Here is a 17,103-nt window from a genome sequence, read left to right on the forward strand (position 1 = left end):
TTTATCTGTTATATAATTTTTTAATAGTATCTGTAGTGTGTTTTATGTTGCCCGTATCAGAAACAAGATACACAAAGGCACGGTATTTATCTTTAAAAAACTCTGTCCACCCACACAAGACATGCCCTGCCTTATTAGTATTCAGTAGGATATCTGCATAATTAGCAAAAAAATCCGGATTAAAGGCTGCAAATATAAAGAAACTGTTTTCAGTATATAAATGATGCCTTATGCTTATTTCGCCCAGGCATATATTGGGCAGTGTATATACAAATACTGCCGGGCTGGGGTAATAATGCTGTTTATCGTTTATTGATTCCTGGTATTTTACATCGGTATCCAGGCTGGATGAGCTGTTGGCAAATACAAGTGCTGTATCTGCCGGGGCTTCATTTTCTCCATTATGGCCTTTTAAGGTAAACTCTGATGCTAAAAATGCGAGTTTACTCAGGTTATCCATCTTAAAAAATTTTGGGTATAAAATACCCGCATCCCGGTATACCTGCTTTGCGAAATCGGCAAAAGAAAGTCCCGGTGCATGCATTATCTCTGTCCCATTAAGCACAATCCTGTTATCTTCAATAAGGCAATAACCTGAGATATATTTTGTATTACCAGCTTCCATTTCCTGTTTTTTCAAATACTACTGCGGTATTGCACCCACCAAACCCGGATGCTGTTTTAAGTATGCGCTGCAGTGGTTTTTTACTATATTCTGTAATTATATTTACAGGTTGTGTTACCCCGTTTTCAGTATAACCCAGTGAGGGATAAAGTTCACCGTTAGCAAGTGCCTCTACGGCAATAACTGCCTCAAGCAGGCCCGAAGCGCCCAGCGTATGCCCATAATACCCTTTTAAGCTGTTTAACGGCACATGCCCAAGGCCGGCGCGGTTAAAAGCTATGGCTTCCATTTCATCATTATACAGGGTTGCCGTGCCGTGGGCGGAAATATAGTCTATACTATTTGCCGCAAGGCCTGCCTCTGCCAGTGCGCTTTGTATACTGCGCACCAGGCCTTCGCCAGTGCGTGAGGGGCCTGATATATGGTTGGCATCATTAATAGCGCCATCACCTGATATTGTTGCTTTTGCATTTTGCGGATTAACTGTAATAAAAGCTGCGGCTGCGGCTTCGCCTATGGTTATGCCGTCCCTTTGTGACGAGTAAGGCCTGCACGGGGTGCTGCTCATGGCCTGAAAGGAATTAAAGCCCGAAATAACAAATTCTGAAACCTCATCGCCAGCTACTACAAAAATATCATCATATACACCGGCCTGTAAAAGGCGTTTGGCCACCGATACCGCCAAGATGCCAGATACACATGCGTTTGACACAATAACCGACTCTGTTACAAAACCAAAAAAACGGGCAAGTGTTTGGGCAAGTGCCGGCAGTGCTGCCTTTTGTTCATCATTATGCTGCAAGGCAGTAATGTTGCCCTTGGTAGTGCTTATTATAAGCCCGGTGCGCCCGCCCGGCTTTATACCCGATTGTTGTATTACCGGTGCCAATGCCAACAGCAACATTTTTTCGAGTCGGCTGTATTGCCCGCCATCATCAAGCGGGGTAAAAGCGTTATGCAGCTGGGCATCATCAATTATACCTGCATAAAAAGGGGCTTCTGCAAAAGAGGTATTATGCAGGTTTATACCTGTAACACCCTGTGCTAGTGCCTGTGTATTTTGAGTAACGCTAAACCCCAGCGGAGTAACACAATTGGTATATGTTATGTATGTTTTTTTCAATGCCCGGTTATTTTATAAGCCCTGCCTTACGCCGCCACTCTTCAAAAAAAGGCGGATAGTTTAAACACATTACACCTTCACTGTTTACAAAAACCTGAATGGTTTCCCCAATACAAGCCAGGTTTTTATCGGCATCAAATATTTTATACCTGAAAATTATTTTGGCCGCAGGGGTATCTACAATAGTGGTTTCCACACGCGCAACATCGCCATACCTTAACGGGAGCTTATGCTCGCAGGACGATTTTACAATGGGGGTAGTAAAGCCATGCTTATGCACATCTAGGTAGCTTATGCCGTGTTTGCGCCCAAAAGCCTCTCGCCCATCTTCAAAATACGTAATATAATAGCCGTGCCACACAATGCCTAACGGATCGGTTTCATTAAAACGCACCCTTATTTGCTGCGATACGGTTAAAAATTCTGCTTCGCTATACTGCTCTTTTCTTTTCATCATAAAATAGTGCTATCAGTATCATTACCATGTAAAACAGAAAAAGCATTCCTAATTGCGGCAGTATATCCAGCAATGTGCCGTTACGCAATAATACATCATAAAACGCTTCTAACGCCCAGTTCATAGGTGAGGCTTTTGCAATATACTGCATTATACCCGGCATTGCAAACACAGGTACCCATACACCGCCTATTGCCGCTAGTATTACTACTGATGTTGAACCAAAGGGGGCAGCCTGCTCCTGCGTTTTAGACATGGTACCCAGTAAAATGCCAAAACCTACTGCCGCAAAGCCTGCAAAAACAGCTACAAGGCTCATAAGCCAGAAACTGCCGTGCATATCTAAACGGGGAAGCCCTACCTGCGGAAACAGGTAATAGCCCACAACAACCATAAGGAAAAACTGTATTACACAAATAAAAAGATAGGTAATGGTTTTGCCGGCAATTACGGTGGCATACGGTACGGGGTTTGTACGGAAACGCACCCGTGTGCCCTGTTTTTTCTCTTTTACTATATTTATAGAAAGCGGCACCACTATAAAAAAGATGGCAAATAAAGACCATGCCGGTACGTTGTGCTGCGTAGAGTTGGGTATCATCTCCCGGTTTTCAAACATAGGGATGATTTCCTTAAACGTAATATAATCTTCCTGCTGAAATGCGCCTGTGCTTTCTTCACCCAATTGCTTACCAAAAGCATCGTATATACTTTTGGTTTCAATCTGGGAAATCATTTTATCAATAGTGCTTTTAACAGCGTTTTTAAAAGCAGTTTGCGATACAGGGTCAAAATACACCCGCACCTCTTTTAGTTGCAGGCTGTCTTCAACAGGTTGTGGTTCCGGTTGCTCTATGGCGCCTAAATTGCCCAGTATTTTATACACATTACTGTCTACCCTGTTTTTCAGGCCCTTGCTTAATCCTGAAGGTATAATTATGGCTAACTGATAATTGCCATTAAACACATTATCGCGCGCAAAGGCTTCATCTATAGGTTTGCCTTCGCTTTTGGTAATTACCTCAAAAGCACTGTTGTTTTTAAGGCTGCCATTAATAACATCAGACAGTTCCCCTTTATCATTATCTACAACGAGTATTGGTATTTTTGTTTCGGTAGCTGTTTTAAAACTGCTGTCCTGTATAGGTGTAACTGTAATAATAAGCACCAGTGGCATTACAAAAAGAATGATAAGCCCACCGGGATCCCTTTTAAGGAGCAAGAACTCTTTATATACAGACATAAGTAGTTTATACATGGTCCCGCAGTTCTTTTCCTGTTAATGATAAAAACACGTTTTCCAGGTTTTGCGCCCCGGATGTGCTGCTTATAAGCTGTTGCGGCGTGCCCTTGGCAAGTACAATACCACTGTCTATAATAGCTATACGGGTGCAAAACTCCTGCGCTTCAACCATGTGGTGCGATGTATATATAATGGTAGTGCCTTCGGCATTAACCTGTTTAAGGTATTCTATAATTACATTTTTAGAGTGAACGTCTACACCAACGGTAGGTTCATCCAGAAAAAGTACCGTGGGGTGGTGCAGCATGCCCGCAATAAGGTTTACCCGCCTTTTCATACCGCCCGAAAACGTTTCTGTTTTTTTGTTGGCAAATTTGGTAAGCCCAAGGTACTCTAAGGCATCGGCAATTTTGGTTTTAAGGTCTTTACCTTTAAGGCCGTACATACTGCCAAAATACAGTAAGTTTTCTCTTGCTGTAAGGGTGGGATAAAGCGCATACTCCTGCGGCACTATGCCTATGGTTTTTTTTATGGCCAGGGCATTGTCATGGTAATTATATCCCTCTATAGTAAATGATCCGGATGTAGGTTTAATAAGCCCGCAAAGCATGGATATAAGCGTTGATTTACCGGCACCGTTAGGGCCCAGCAATCCAAAAATCTCTTTTCTGTTAACCTGTAACGAAAAATCATTAACAGAAAAAAAATCGGCATCTTTATATCTCTTAGAGAGTGATTTTATTTCAATTACCGGTTCATCCATCCGCAGCTTAAATTGCTTTTCTCAGTTTTTTAAAAAATTGTTGCTCTTTATCGGCTATTTCCAGCAAATGTTGCGATAGCAACTGGTATACATCCTGCTTTGCACTCCTGTTTTTATACACACGGGCGGCTTCTACAGCAAAATCACGCCATAAATCGCCTATTGTAGTCATTTCTGCCGAAAGCGCCTTTAGCTGGTCATTTTTTAGTATCTGGGCAGCTTCCTGCAAAAAAGCTGCATATATAAACCGAAAGCCACCACCACCGGTACCAATTTCTTCCTGCATGCGCACAATTTGTGCCAGATAGTGGTTTGCTTTTTTTATACCGTGTTTTTCCGGCCATTTTTTTATCTGCCTTGCCACATGGCGAATACCGTTAATACCAATTAGCGGCATAGGTACAAGCATAAGGCGGCAGGTATCTTTAATAGCTTTTTTTATAGGCTCCTCAAAGTTAACATTTTTGGGGATATGGATGGGGTAATATATTTGCCCGCGCGGCGCAAAAGCCCCCTTGGCAAACCGTACTTTTTCAAGTTCTTTGGTGGTAAGGGTGGTAACGTTTTCCATTACAGGGTCGCTTACCAGATAGTTATCCCCCTCACGCCCATACACCACTATGTTGTGGGCATTGAAGTGAAAACGGTAATCTTCTGGGAAATAAGTAAGGTTATATACACCCACCTGCAAGCCCGAAGGTATGTTGTTACGTAAATTATTATTTAATGCCTCTTCTGCTGTTTTTGGGTCAGAAAATTTTTGACGTTTTATTTTAAGGCCAAGCCTTTTGGCGGCCTTATTAAAAATGAGCCCCGGCATGGGCCTGTAGCTAAAAGCCGGCGCATGGTTTACTTTTAAAAAGGGCAGGTATACAAAAAAAAGCCCCGAGCCTAAGCCAAACACCATGGGTTCGCTTATTTCGAGTCCGTAATACTTTAGTAAATTTGATGCCACCCCATTTTCGCAGTGTGCGGCCTGGTGGTGGGTAAATCCGGTATCCATTATAAATCAGCCCTTAAAATTTTTTAATTCATTAACCGTTATAGAAAAAACATCGGCATATTTTTGGAGCGTTTTTTGGCTAAGCCCGGCAAAAACCCCGGGTTTAAAATGCCGCTTTACCCTCCATTTCCAGATACCTGCATAACTGGAGAGTATGCCTACATCCATTTTATTCAGTTCCATAAAATACAAAACAGGGCTTGCCTGGCCTGCAATAACCTGCTGCCGGGCGGCTTCGGTACGTTCTTTTATATCTTCCAGTGCATTGTTAAGCGCTATGGTTTTGGGTTCCCAGCCAGAACTAAGGGCCGTGGTATAGTTGCCCCCATCATCTGTTGCATAGCACAGCTCTTTCATGTTTACCGAAGAAATTTTGCTTTTATCCTGCGGTACTTCGCTCTTTTTCATCTTGCTTTACCTGAATAAATAAATTTATCTCTCCCTCCAGATACATTTCATCTCCGCAAAACGACCTGCAATGTATCATGCAGGTTGTATAATTATCTGCATCAAACCTTGATATAAGGCTGGCACTTGTATTTATGGTAGTGCCTACCGGTGGCAGTGCATGTATACTTATTTTTCTTATAGAACTTATAAAGCCTATAAGCTCTATATCATACTTTTCATTTCCATTTTCATCTAAAACATACGACTGTGCCACAATAGCCGAACAGGTTTGGGCGGCATTTTCTACCAGCCCGGATTCGACTAAAAAGCCATCCTGTAAAAAAATATTATCTTCTTTTATCTCAAAAACCGTTTCTACACTCTGCGTATCAATCTTCTTTATGGTATTTACCATAAGCATGGGCGCGCGGTGTGGAAGATAATTTTGTATATCAATACTTATTCCCATACACTTTTACTTGGCCAAAACTGTTTTCATCTGGCTTGTGGCAATGGTGTTTCCGTTAACAAGAGTGACAATATCTACAAGTGTTATACCCATAAACTCCTGCAGTACGCTAATTTTTGTAACCAGCTCATCGCCCACGGCAGGCAGGGTTAACACCTTTACATCTTTTATTGACCCGATATAGCCTGTTGGCGCGGGCTCATTTTTAAGGTAATACTGGTATCCTGTATATAAGGCTACAGATTGTGCCATGTGCTCTATAATACCCGGCTCTGTAAAACAACCTTCTGTTACAAAAATATTACCATAGGGCACCGTAAAGCCTGCCACCAGTTTATTTTCTTCAAAAGAAAAAAGAGCGTCTACCATTACAAAAGGTGCCTTTTGCGGTATCAGGCGTTCTACCTCATTATGTTTCAGCATTGCCTCCATATCTCAAACTATCAACATACTGTAAGGTAAGCAAAAGCGTAACTAAACCTGCCGCTTTCGGGTACTACCAAAAGTAATTTTTCACCTTTTTTTAATTTGCCGCTATACAATAATTCTTCTACCATAAGGTATATAGAGGCAGCCCCTACATTACCCACCCTACTCAGGTTCATAAACCATTTTTCTTCGGGTATATCTATACCCCTTGTAAGCAATGCGTTATATAGCTTGGTTGCAAAAAAGTGCGAAGAAACATGGGGCAGCATATAATCAATATCAGCAGGGTTTACATTATGCTTATCCAGGGCATCTTTCATTGCATCAGACCCTTTTTCCATAATATATTTATCCAGCAGTTTTACATCCTGTTTTATAGCAAAAACCGATTGCTCCAGCCATTCTTCCGGTGTATAATCTAACCAGGGCTTTATGCTGCCGTCTTCCATCTTATCGCCACCGGCATACATACAGGCTTCAAGTTCATGGGCAAAAGAATAAGCCTCCATCCACTCAATTTTAAGCGACATTTCGCCCCTTGGTTTATTTTCAAGCAATAAAGCTCCGGCGCCATCTGAAAGCATCCAGCGTAAAAAGTCTTTTTTAAAGGCAAGTATAGGCTGTTCTTCGAGTTTTTTAAGGTTTACCACCTCATTTTGAAATTTATTGGCCTGCATCCATGCCGAAGGCCTTTCTGAACCTGTGCAAACTGCATTGGCTGAATTACCCGACTTTACCGAAAGATAGCCAAACTTAAGGGCATTCATACCTGCACAACATACTCCCGAAGAGGAATTAAGCTCTATGGATTGGTTTTTCATAAGGCCATGCACCATTGAGGCATGTGAGGGTAAAATATTATCTGCCGAAGACGTTCCGCAGGATAGCACCTCAACATTGTTTTTGGTAAAACTGCCATCATACAGCTGCTCTATGGCTAAATGTGTAAGTTCGGCATTATTGTGGGTTATATTGCCTTTTTTATCAATAGCATAATAGCGGGAGGTTATCCCGTTATTTCTTAATACTATTCTTCTGGCCTTGGAGGCTTTGCCATCAACAAGCCCCAGGATGCTTTCCATTTCGTCATTTGATACCGCCTCATTAGGCAAAAACTTTCCGGCTTTGGTTATGTAAACGTCAAACATTATTATACTTTAAACTCTACGAGTAATCTTTACACGCCTTTATAATAGGCTACTTGTTTTTTTATTTTGCCTTGTATAAAAGGATATTTTATAAGGTACAAAATAAATACTATTGGCGAAATTAACCAGATAGCAAGTGCCAAATAAACAACAAATACTTTTAATAGTTTCTTTCTTATGCCACTTTTTTTTAAAATAATGACAGACCATTTGGTAAATATTTTGCTCCCGGTTTTATCTACCGTTAACAGAAAAGGCCTTATCCTCACAGCGTCAAGCCGCAGTAGTTCATCCTGTAACCCATCATAACTTGCTGCGTGTAACGCCTTAGCTATTGCAAAACCGAATTTACCGGCGCTATTAATTTCTGCTTCAGATACACCCGGCTTAGGGAATATGCCCAGGTATTTTTCTTTTTTACCGCTATACATCCACTTTACAATGGTAATAACACTTATTAAATTACCAGCCCTGTCTACCATGGCAATGTTGCCTTTTAGCAACGCACCGTTTGCCCTTAACAGCGCTTTTACTTTTTCCTGCGCCTGAAACCACATATTCCTGCTGCCGTTAATGGTTACCACAGGGGTATTATCCAACAGTATTGCGGCATCTGCGCTTTTAAGAAAAGAAGTGGTGGGTATTGAGGGCGAAAGGTACCATACCTGGTAATGTAGCAGGACAATATCAAACTTTATATTTAATATTTCCTGCGGTACGGGATGTATGGGAGCGGGTATTTGCTGAAAAGATTCCGGAAAAACATCAAAAAAGCTTTCACTATCCCAAGGAAACGGAAATGGATGCACCATTTTAATTTCATGAAATATAACATTTATACCGGGATCATCAACCAGGGGCTTTGCTATATTTTGGGCAATTTGTGCCAGCTGGCCAGATTGCGTAAAATAAACCACCAAAACATTTTTCATAAAACAGTATATGCCGTTATAATTTTATTTCTTTGAAATTCCGCACTTTATCATCCCTTTTTTTAAGCAGCCATTGCGGCCAGCCCTGTTTATCTTCGGCATCAATTATCCTTAATTGCTGGCTTTCATCAGGCAGTAGCAAATCTTCTTTACGGCAGCCTAAAAGTTTAGCAGCTGTTTCTATACCGGAGTATGTTGCCCCGGCAACCCCATGCGAAAGCGTACTGGCGCCACAAAGATAAAGATTATTGATTTCAGTTTTATTTTTAAATGAAAAAGGCCCCATGTTAAACAGCGTTTTTTCAGCACCATACACATTTCCTTTGGTGCTGTTTATATAAAACTGATTTGTTTTTGGCGTGCCCAGCTCTACCTGTACGGTTGCTTTTTTGGCTCCGGGTATCATACGCTCGGCCGTATTCATAAATTTTGAAATGACTTTTTGCTTAAACTGTTTATAGGCATCACAATGATAATCTTCTTCTCCTTTAAATTCAGGAAGTTTATCATAATCTATATACGTTACCAGCTCCAGGTTATGGTATTTACCGTTATAGCTTACCGGGTCCTTAAGGGTGGTACAGCTCATAAATATGGCAGGAAATTCTTCCCCTGCAGTTACATCTTCATGGGTTAGCTCTTTAAAAAGATTATCAACATCTTCATCGCGGTATATCCAGAAATTGCCGGAATCTATACCGGCAGCCGTTACATCCATCTCTAAGGTAAGGAATAATATAAGCGATGTAACCGAGTACCGGGTGCTGTCCAGCTTTTTTAAAAGTTTTTTACCCAAGTGCTCGCGCCCTATTAAGTTGAAATAGGTTATGGAAGGGTCTGCATTTGAGATAATAGTTTTAGCATATAGCTTTTGACCATCTTCAATTTCTACCCCTACAGCGGTATTGTTTTGTACTATTATTTTATGTACCCTGGTGCTTACCCTTACTTCACCCCCATGTTTTTTGAGCACATTAGTCATGGCTTTTACCAGCCCGCCACCACCGCCCATGGGATAAAAACCCCCTTCGGCATAATGCGCCATAACGGCACAATGCACTACAAAATGTGCTTTTTCGGGCGGAAGGCCGTGGTCTCCACATTGTATATTGAGTACTGCTTTAAGCAGTGGGTCTTTAATATAACGGCCTATAATTTTTTTTAAGCGGTATGGTGCGTGGTGCACAAAGGCAGCTGTTTTAAACGGCGCGGTAAGTGTTTGCCGTAACCCCCGTATGGTTGGCATATACTGCAACTGCGTATTTACCTTATCAACGAGTTGGAGGTATTTTTTTATTTTGCCTTTTTCCTGCGGGAAGTGTTTTGCCAGGGCATCGCCCATAGCGTTAAACCCGGCAGGGAGGTCTATTTTTTTATCGCCGATGCAGCAATGCTCAAAAGCATGCTTATTCATCCTGAAAAAAACAAGTTCATTGGCAATACCCAGGCCCTTATATAGCTGGCTTGTAGCCTGGCCATCATCTGCCAGGCCAATATAATGCACGCCGGGGCTAAACCGCTGCCCGTTGAGCATAAAGCTATGGCACCAGCCGCCAGGCACATAATGCTGCTCCAGCACCAGTACTTTTTGGCCTGCACGGGCAAGGCAAATGGCTGTAGCAAGCCCGCCTGCGCCAGAGCCAATAATAATTGCATCTACTGCTTCCATTCACGTTACTTATTACAAGGTTAGATAAGAAGCACAGATGAATTAATTACTGCTTATATCTTATTCTGTTTTTTTAAAAGCACCCCAAAAGTCAAAATAATTAAACCACTGTAACGGATACCGCTGCACCATAGTTTCTACATTTTGCACATAAGCCTGTAACAGCCCCTTTTCATCGCGGTGTTTTACTTCGGCTTCGCGGGCATACAGGTGGTAATGAAGGTTTTTCTCCTTCATTACATACACAAAAACTACAGGAACCCGAAGGCGCGAGGCTATTAAAAAAGGACCAGCCGGAAAAGTGGTTTCTTTACCCAAAAAGACCTCTTTAAGGTTTTTAACCCCATCCATATAACGGTCTCCTGTAAAACAGATAAGTTCATTATTTGCCAGGGCACCGTTAATCTCATAAATATGAGAAAGGTCTTCTTTTATTATTATAAATTTCACTTTAGAGGCTGTTGCCAGGCTGCTTAAGTATTCTTTAATTACCTGGTGCTCCATGTCTGAAGTAACCAGGTTTACCTGAGATTCGGGCGCTATTTCTGAAAAGAAATATTCGGCAATTTCAAAATTACCAATATGCGCGCTTATAAGCACCCCTCCTTTTTTTTCTTCCAACAGGCGCAGCAAGGTTTGTACCCCGTCAAACTCATAGGTAAACCTATCCCTCATTCCTGCCGAAATAGCAGTTTTATCAATCAGTGTCTGCCCAAAAGTATAATAACTCATAAAGACCATTTTTCTGGCCTTTATTGCAGAATACCCTAACCGTTTATTAAAATAATAAAAAGTAACCCTGTTGGATTTTTTCAGGAAAAGAAAATAATATGTTGCTACAAAATAAAGTACAAAATAAGCTGTCCTTACGCCGAGTTTTTTAATACAAAACACAAATATTTTGTACCCCAGCAAAGTGCCCCTGGATTTACCATCCCATTCGCTCATTTATTAACCGTTCTCTTTTACTTTCCGTTCAATAAGGTCATAGAAATCCTGAAATGCAGATATACCGACAAAATCGGCTTCTCCCAGCTTCACCCCAAAGTTAGATTCTACAGTTACAACCAGATCTACATAATCAAGGCTGTCCAGCCCCAGTGTATCTTTTAAATTAGCATCCGGCTGTATATCCGCTTCATCTACTTCAAACTCATCGATTAAAAATTCATTAATCTTCTCAATTATTTCTGCTTTGTTCATGTTGGATCGTTAAACTTTTTTACTATTAGCGCTGAATTGGTTCCTCCAAAACCAAAAGAATTTGACAAAAATATATTAATTTCTTTATTTATTGTATTTGAGGCAATATTTAATTTGGCCGAATCTTCGTCCGGATTACTAAAATTAATATTCGGGGCAATAAAGGAGTGCTGCATCATTAATACAGAATATATTACCTCGCTCGCACCGGCCATCCAGCATTCATGCCCGGTCATAGATTTTGTAGAGCTTACATAAGGCCTGCTGTCTCCAAAAATTTCGTGTATGGCTTTGGCCTCATTGGCATCACCTACAGGTGTAGATGTGGCATGAGCATTAATATAATCAATATCTGCTGCCGAAAGCCCTGCCTGTTCCAGCGCCATTTTCATGGCGCGTGAGGGGCCGTCTACATTTGGGGTTGAAATATGCCCGCCGTTAGACGAAAAGCCATAGCCCACTACCTCACCTAATATTGGTGCGCCGCGTTTTACGGCAGACTCATACTCCTCTAATATAAGTGTTGCGCCGCCGCCGCTGGGCACCAGCCCATTTCTTGAAGCATCAAAAGGCCTGGAGGCTTGTGTTGGCACGGCTTCGTCGGGGGAGAAAACACCAAGGCCGTCAAAACTGCCCATGGCATATTTATTTATCTCTTGTGCACCGCCGCAAATAACAATATCCTGCAAGCCGTTTTTAATAAAATGGTACCCCATGCCCAGTGAATGAGAGCCGCTGGCACAGGCGGCACTTATAGTAAAGTTAACCCCCCTTAACCTGAAAATAGTAGAAAGATTCATGGTTACTGTAGAGTTCATTGACTTGAATATGGCACCTGAACCTATAAGGGCTGTATCGCGTTTTTCCCTTATAATATCAGTGGCATCTATAATGGCTTTAGAAACACTATCATTACCATATAAAATGCCAACCTCATTAGCATCTAAAAAGGCATCATCTATACCGGCATCTTTAAGCGCCTGTATGGTTGCCATATAAGCATATTCGGTTTCCTCACCTATGCTCATGCGTTGCCTGCGGCTTAGCAATGGCTTTAGGTCTGGTTTTGGTACTACGCCTGTAAGGCATGACCTGAAGCCGAAATCCCTTCGGTCTTCGTCAACTTCAATACCCGATTTTCCATAATATAAAGATTCCCTAACCTCATCAAGCGTTGTACCTATACACGAATAAATACCCATGCCTGTAATTACTACCCTTCTGTTCATTTTCTGCTATTATTACTGTTAAGAATATATGCCCCCGTTAATATTAATAACTTCGCCGGTTATATAACCTGCTTTTTTAGAGGCGAGAAAGCTCACCAGGTCAGCCACTTCTTCTGCTTCGCCAAAACGGTTTACCGGAATCATTTTTACCAGTTCGTTTTCATCAAGCGCACCCGTCATATCTGTTTTTATAAAACCGGGCGCTACAGCATTTACGGTAATTTTGCGTTTGGCTACCTCCTGCGCCAGCGCTTTGGTGGCTGCCACAACAGCCCCTTTTGCCGCCGAATAGTTGGTTTGCCCGGGCGTGCCTTTTACCCCCGATACCGATACTATATTAATTATACGCCCGTAGCGGTTGCGCAGCATTTTTTGTATTAAAAAGCTGGTTACATTATAAAACCCGTTAAGGCTGGTATTAATAACCTGAGACCAGTCATCAGCAGACATCCACATAAAAAGCCCGTCGCGCGTTATGCCGGCATTGTTTACCACAACTTCTATTACCGCATCCGGATTGTTTTCCTGCCATGCAGAGAGGGCATTTTTAACCTCATCGGCATCTGCCACATTAAATTTTATAATATCGCCACTACCACCGTTTGCCTGTATTTTCTGCAACGTTTCAAGGGCGGCACTTTCGTTAGACTGATAATTGATTAATATATGATATGCGGAATCTGTTGCTAATTTTTGGCATATTGCACTGCCAATACCTCTTGAGCCTCCGGTAACTAAAGCACACTTCATAAACTATATTTTTATAATTAGTTGGTTATTATATTACTCCTGCATAAGGTAATTTTTAATTTCTGCAATATAAGGATACAATGGCTTATCTTCAGAAAAAGCAGGTAATATACCGCGTACATCATCATAAATTTTACGGGTAGCCGATGATACTTTATCCTTTTGCTCCAATATATCAATACCCTGTACCACAGCCATTAATTCTATAGCAAGCACTTCAAAAGTATTTTCTATAACCTTTGCCGTCATAAGGGCTGCATTGGTACCCATGCTTACAATATCCTGGTTATCATTATTATTTGGTATGCTGTGCACATACATAGAGTTAGAAAGCATCTGGTTTTCGGCCGTGGTAGATACCGCCGTAAACTGCACCCCCTGCAGCCCAAAGTTAAAACCGAGTTTGCCCATATTGGCAAAAGGTGGGAGCAACTCGTTTATACGCGCATTCATAAGGTAATTTAGCTGGCGTTCGGCAAGCATAGATACTTTTGTTACCACAAGCCTTAGCTTATCCATTTCGAGCGAAATATAATCGCCATGAAAATTACCCCCGTGGTATACATGCCTGTTTTTAACATCAACAATTGGGTTATCATTAGCCGAATTAATTTCGCCCTCCAGTATTGCCGCAGTAGTATCAAGCGTTTCGAGTACCGGGCCCAGTATTTGCGGAATGCAGCGCAGGGAGTAATATTCCTGCACTTTTTCTTTAAACACTTTTTCGTTATTAGTGCCGGAGTACAGGTGTTCTTCGCGTTTGCGTATCAGTTTGCTGTCTGCAATGTGGTTTCTCATACGGGCTGCTACTTCATGCTGTCCTTTGTGCAGTTTTGTAGCATTAAGTTCTTCCGAAAGATGGTCGTCATACGCTTGTACCAGCTCATTAATGGCACACGAAAATTTAAGCGACCAGTCCATTATTTTGCGGGCATTATTAAGGTTTACTATACCTATACCCGTCATTACCGAAGTCCCGTTCATAAGGGCAAGCCCTTCACGTATTTCAACATTTATAGGTTTTAGCCCTTCGGCTTCAAAAACTTCTGCAGTAGCTTTTCTTTCATCCTTATAAAACACTTCACCTTCGCCAATAAGTACCAACGCCAAGTGCGCCAACTGTACCAGGTCTCCGCTGGCACCAACGCCACCATGCTCATAAATAAGCGGGGTTATATCCCGGTTAATCAGCTCTGCCATAAGGTGTATTACTGAGGGGTGTACGCCGGAATTGCCTTGAGACAGCGTGTTTAAACGTGCCAATATAGCCGATTTTACAAATACAGGGTGCAGCGGTTTTCCCGTGCCGGATGAGTGACTGCGTATAAGATTATATTGTAATTGCAGCCTGTCATTATCTTCAATACGGTATTGTGCCATGGGGCCAAAACCGGTATTAACGCCATATATAATTTTATTAGACGAAAATTCTTTTAAAAAGTCAAAGCTTTCTGTTACCCGTTGCAACACCTCATCACTAACTTCAACTTTGTTGTTGCCAAACACTATGGCATTAAACTCTTCTAAACTCAAATAATTGGTTATCCTGCTCATCTATACTGACTTTAATTTCGCCCGCAACGAAATTTTTTAAAAATTTTAAATAAATGTCATTACTTTTACATACTACAAATGTAATATCTTTTAAGATAATTTTAAGACAAACAAAAATTATATATGTTAAAAGAAACGGTTGATGTGCTTGTAATTGGGGCCGGACCTTCTGGCTGCGTTGCCGCCTCTTACTTACATACTCATGGAATAAAGGTGAAAGTAGTGGAGAAATCAAAGTTTCCGCGTTTTGTAATCGGGGAAAGCCTTATACCCCGCGTGATGGATCATTTTGAGGAAGCAGGATTGCTTGATACCCTGAATACGAAAGGGTTTGAAAAAAAATTTGGCGCCCGGTTTATTCGAAATGAAGAGGTTTGTGTATTTGATTTTAGTGAAAAATTTGGTACAGGGTGGGACTGGACATGGCAGGTGCCCCGGGCCGATTTTGATAACACGCTGGCAGAGGAAGTAAAACGAAAAGGGGTAGACCTTGAGTTTGAGACTGAAGTAACCAATGTGGTATTTTCTGGTTCTGATTCTGTTACTACTGTAAAAGATAAAGAAGGCAATGTAAAAGAAATACAGGCAAAATTTATTATAGACTCCAGCGGGTACGGGCGTGTACTGCCCAGGCTGCTTAACCTGGAAGCGCCCTCATCGGTTACCGAAAATTCATCACTATTTTCGCATGTAGACGATGTAAACCGCCCCGTAGGGGAGGAAGGTGTACAGATTTCTTTTGATATACTGGAAACAAAGGTATGGCTGTGGGTTATTCCGTTTTCTAATGGCAAAACAAGTATTGGCGTAGTAGGCCCAACTACTTATATAAACGCTATACCTGGCGAAACCAATGCTGAAAAACTACATTATGTAATTAACCAGAGTGATTTTTATCGCGACCGCTTTAAAGATGTTCCGTTTATATTTGAACCCCATAAAATAGAAAACTATTCCTGTTCGGTAAAACAGCTTTGCGGACCGGGCTTTACACTTACGGGCAACAGTTCTGAATTTCTTGACCCAGTTTTTTCATCAGGGGTATGTTTTGCTACAGAATCGGGAATTTTATCGGCTAAGCTTTTCCTTAAAGAGCATAAGGGCGAAAAAGTAGATTGGGAAAAAGAATATACCGAATATATGCGCAGCGGGGTAAATGTTTTTGCCACTTATGTAAAAGAATGGTATACCGGCAACCTGCAAACGTTGTTTTTTCACAGGCCGGAAAACCCCGACGTAAAAGAAAAAATATGTGCCGTACTGGCCGGTTATGTGTGGAATGAAGAGAACCCGTTTGTTAAAAAGCATGACAGGGTTATAAAATCTATGGCCCACATGCTGAAAAACGAAAAGGCATAAAAAAAATACTTTATATAAAATAAAGCCCTTAGTTATCACTGAGGGCTTTGTGTATTTTAGGGATTATTTTTTATACATTAACCCCAAACAAATACCCCACAAGGGCAGAAAGCCCCATGGCCAGCGTGCCCCATATACAAATACGCGCAATGGCCTTATAAAAGCCTGAACCGCCAGTTTTTGCTGCAAAAGCCCCGGAAAACGCCAAAAACAAAATGGCAAATGCATACTGGTAATAGGGCATGCCTTTTAGCGGGGCAAAAATAGAAACCAAAAGCGGCAGCAGCCCGCCTACTACAAAAGCAACAAGTGAGGCTAATGCGGCAGCCAATGGCCTTGCCTGAGTGATTTCGTTAATACCCAACTCATCGCGGGCGTGGGCTTCCAGCGCATCATGTGCTGTTAACTGCACAGCCACCTGTTTTGCCAGCTCGTACGAAAGGCCACGTTTAACATATATATGGGTTAGTTCTTCCAGCTCCGCCTCCGGCATGGTTTCCAGTTCAATTTTTTCACGTTCAAGGTCTGAATGCTCTACATCTGCCTGTGAACTTACCGATACATACTCTCCCGCAGCCATAGACAAGGCACCCGCCACCACTCCGGCAACAGCGGCAAGCACAATGGCACTCCGGGTGTTATTTGCAGTAGCTATACCTATTACAAGGCTGGAAGTTGAAAGTATACCGTCATTAGCGCCAAGCACAGCGGCCCTTAACCAGCCACTGCGGTTTACATAATGGTCTTCTGTTTGCAT

Annotated in this window: 19 protein-coding genes; 1 reads left to right on the forward strand and 18 read right to left on the reverse strand. The window is 41.8% G+C overall.

What is annotated here, in order from left to right; translation table 11 throughout:
- Position 1: 1 nt before the first annotated feature.
- The 17 genes from ABS766_RS09525 to ABS766_RS09605 are packed head-to-tail and all read right to left on the reverse strand — an operon-like array spanning position 2 to position 14,987.
- A complete protein-coding gene (locus tag ABS766_RS09525; protein WP_408084913.1) occupies positions 2 to 625 on the reverse strand; it encodes a 3-oxoacyl-ACP synthase in 624 nt (207 codons plus the stop codon).
- The gene (locus ABS766_RS09530; protein WP_408084914.1) at positions 612 to 1,748 is read right to left on the reverse strand and encodes a beta-ketoacyl synthase N-terminal-like domain-containing protein; all 1,137 of its coding nucleotides are present in this window, start codon (positions 1,746 to 1,748) and stop codon (positions 612 to 614) included. Before ABS766_RS09530 ends, ABS766_RS09525 begins: the two co-directional genes overlap by 14 nt.
- A gap of 7 nt (positions 1,749 to 1,755) precedes the next feature.
- Complete coding sequence (locus ABS766_RS09535) at positions 1,756 to 2,205, reverse strand: acyl-CoA thioesterase (protein ID WP_408084915.1); 450 nt, start codon at positions 2,203 to 2,205, stop codon at positions 1,756 to 1,758.
- Entirely contained in the window at positions 2,180 to 3,463 is a 1,284-nt protein-coding gene (locus tag ABS766_RS09540; protein WP_408084916.1) for an ABC transporter permease, read from the reverse strand. Before ABS766_RS09540 ends, ABS766_RS09535 begins: the two co-directional genes overlap by 26 nt.
- The gene (locus ABS766_RS09545) at positions 3,456 to 4,211 is read right to left on the reverse strand and encodes an ABC transporter ATP-binding protein (protein WP_408084917.1); all 756 of its coding nucleotides are present in this window, start codon (positions 4,209 to 4,211) and stop codon (positions 3,456 to 3,458) included. The genes ABS766_RS09540 and ABS766_RS09545 overlap by 8 nt, the downstream gene beginning before the upstream one ends.
- Before the next feature lie 7 nt (positions 4,212 to 4,218).
- Positions 4,219 to 5,214: a BtrH N-terminal domain-containing protein gene (locus ABS766_RS09550; protein WP_408084918.1), complete on the reverse strand. Its 996-nt coding sequence runs from the start codon at positions 5,212 to 5,214 to the stop codon at positions 4,219 to 4,221.
- A gap of 6 nt (positions 5,215 to 5,220) precedes the next feature.
- Positions 5,221 to 5,622: a hypothetical protein gene (locus ABS766_RS09555; RefSeq protein ID WP_408084919.1), complete on the reverse strand. Its 402-nt coding sequence runs from the start codon at positions 5,620 to 5,622 to the stop codon at positions 5,221 to 5,223.
- A complete protein-coding gene (locus ABS766_RS09560; RefSeq protein WP_408084920.1) occupies positions 5,594 to 6,073 on the reverse strand; it encodes an ABC transporter permease in 480 nt (159 codons plus the stop codon). The genes ABS766_RS09555 and ABS766_RS09560 overlap by 29 nt, the downstream gene beginning before the upstream one ends.
- A gap of 6 nt (positions 6,074 to 6,079) precedes the next feature.
- Positions 6,080 to 6,505, reverse strand: a complete 426-nt coding sequence (locus tag ABS766_RS09565) for a hypothetical protein (protein ID WP_408084921.1) — start codon at positions 6,503 to 6,505, stop codon at positions 6,080 to 6,082.
- A gap of 11 nt (positions 6,506 to 6,516) precedes the next feature.
- Complete coding sequence (locus ABS766_RS09570; RefSeq protein WP_408084922.1) at positions 6,517 to 7,650, reverse strand: beta-ketoacyl-ACP synthase III; 1,134 nt, start codon at positions 7,648 to 7,650, stop codon at positions 6,517 to 6,519.
- A 29-nt stretch (positions 7,651 to 7,679) separates the two neighbouring features.
- A complete protein-coding gene (locus tag ABS766_RS09575) occupies positions 7,680 to 8,582 on the reverse strand; it encodes a dialkylrecorsinol condensing enzyme DarA (RefSeq protein WP_408084923.1) in 903 nt (300 codons plus the stop codon).
- 16 nt (positions 8,583 to 8,598) lie between these two features.
- Positions 8,599 to 10,251 carry a phytoene desaturase family protein gene (locus tag ABS766_RS09580; RefSeq protein ID WP_408084924.1) on the reverse strand — a complete coding sequence of 551 codons (1,653 nt, stop codon included), beginning with the start codon at positions 10,249 to 10,251 and terminating at the stop codon, positions 8,599 to 8,601.
- Positions 10,252 to 10,311: 60 nt separating this feature from the next.
- Positions 10,312 to 11,199, reverse strand: a complete 888-nt coding sequence (locus ABS766_RS09585) for an LpxL/LpxP family acyltransferase (protein ID WP_408084925.1) — start codon at positions 11,197 to 11,199, stop codon at positions 10,312 to 10,314.
- 3 nt (positions 11,200 to 11,202) lie between these two features.
- Entirely contained in the window at positions 11,203 to 11,454 is a 252-nt protein-coding gene (locus tag ABS766_RS09590) for a phosphopantetheine-binding protein (RefSeq protein ID WP_408084926.1), read from the reverse strand.
- Positions 11,451 to 12,683 (reverse strand): beta-ketoacyl-[acyl-carrier-protein] synthase family protein, encoded by a 1,233-nt coding sequence (locus tag ABS766_RS09595; protein WP_408084927.1) that lies wholly within the window; start codon positions 12,681 to 12,683, stop codon positions 11,451 to 11,453. The genes ABS766_RS09590 and ABS766_RS09595 overlap by 4 nt, the downstream gene beginning before the upstream one ends.
- 18 nt (positions 12,684 to 12,701) lie before the next feature.
- On the reverse strand, positions 12,702 to 13,433 hold the full coding sequence (gene fabG / locus ABS766_RS09600) for a 3-oxoacyl-ACP reductase FabG (RefSeq protein ID WP_408084928.1): 732 nt from the start codon (positions 13,431 to 13,433) through the stop codon (positions 12,702 to 12,704).
- Positions 13,434 to 13,466: 33 nt separating this feature from the next.
- Positions 13,467 to 14,987: an HAL/PAL/TAL family ammonia-lyase gene (locus ABS766_RS09605; RefSeq protein ID WP_408084929.1), complete on the reverse strand. Its 1,521-nt coding sequence runs from the start codon at positions 14,985 to 14,987 to the stop codon at positions 13,467 to 13,469.
- 123 nt (positions 14,988 to 15,110) lie between these two features.
- On the opposite strand from ABS766_RS09605, the gene ABS766_RS09610 reads away from it, so the two are divergent.
- Positions 15,111 to 16,346 carry an NAD(P)/FAD-dependent oxidoreductase gene (locus tag ABS766_RS09610; protein WP_408084930.1) on the forward strand — a complete coding sequence of 412 codons (1,236 nt, stop codon included), beginning with the start codon at positions 15,111 to 15,113 and terminating at the stop codon, positions 16,344 to 16,346.
- 70 nt (positions 16,347 to 16,416) lie between these two features.
- Here the strand turns inward: ABS766_RS09610 and ABS766_RS09615 are convergent, their stop codons facing one another.
- Positions 16,417 to 17,103, reverse strand: coding sequence for a VIT1/CCC1 transporter family protein (locus ABS766_RS09615; protein WP_408084931.1), 687 nt, complete (start codon positions 17,101 to 17,103; stop codon positions 16,417 to 16,419).

The organism is Flavobacterium rhizosphaerae (genome assembly GCF_046000445.1).
Lineage (GTDB): Bacteria > Bacteroidota > Bacteroidia > Flavobacteriales > Flavobacteriaceae > Flavobacterium > Flavobacterium rhizosphaerae.